The sequence below is a fragment of the Streptomyces sp. NRRL S-337 genome (assembly GCF_000720175.1).
Classification (GTDB): Bacteria; Actinomycetota; Actinomycetes; order Streptomycetales; family Streptomycetaceae; genus Streptomyces; species Streptomyces siderophoricus.
Window position 1 is genome coordinate 1 of the sequence record NZ_JOIX01000181.1, and the last position, 942, is coordinate 942.

At 67.3% G+C, this 942-nt stretch carries 1 pseudogene; it reads left to right on the plus strand.

The features are described 5' to 3' along the window. Window positions 1-942, plus strand: a pseudogene (locus IG62_RS49400) (IS701 family transposase); the annotation flags it as partial.

A 942-nucleotide genomic window follows, 5' to 3' on the forward strand; every position in this document is an offset into this window, starting at 1 on the left:
CGCCCGGACGGCGTCCAGCGGTTGTTGAACCATTCGGACTGGGACGAGAACGCAGTCCGTGACGATGTCCGCGACTTCGTCGTGGAGACCATCGGGGCCAAGGACGGCGTCCTCATCGGCGACGACACCGGCTTTGTGAAGAAGGGCACCAAGTCGGCCGGGGTGCAGCGGCAGTACTCCGGGACGGCCGGGCGGCGGGAGAACTGCGACGCAGGGAGAACTGCCAGGTCGGCACGTTCTTGGCCTATGCCTCCGCCAAGGGGCGGGCGTTGATCGACCGCGAGCTGTATCTGCCCGCGTCCTGGACGCAGGGATCGAGCACCTGAAGTGGATGCTGCAACGCGCCCTGGATGCGGCCGTGCCCTTCGCCTGGGTCACCACCGACGAGGCCTACGGACAAGTCCGCCATTTTCGGTCCTGGCTGGAAGAACGCAAGGTGGCCTATGTGGTGGCCACCAAGGTCAACGACACGGTGACCGGTCTCGACGGCTGGGAGTACCGGGTCGATGAGCTGATCGCCACGCGGCCCGAGCAGGCATGGAAACCGCTGTCGGCGGGAGCCGGCGCCCACGGCCGGCGCATCTACCACTGGGCCCGCGCCACCCTCCAGCCGCAGCAGGAGAACGGGTTCGGGCACTGGGTGCTGGCCCGCCGCAGCATCAGCAACCCCACCGACATCGCCTACTACATCTGCTTCGGACCGGCCTCCTCGCGTCTGAAAGACCTGGTCACGGTGGCCGGGGCAAGGTGGGCGGTGGAGGAGTGCTTCCAAAGCGCCAAGGGCGAGTGCGGCCTGGATCATTACCAGGTCCGGCACTACCGATCGGGCACCTCGCCCGCACACCCCACAACCACACCAACGAACACCGACTGCACTGGTCACACTTCCGCAGACGCAGCCAAGCCCGAGCCCGCCACTGCCACTACCAACGCCGAGGCCAC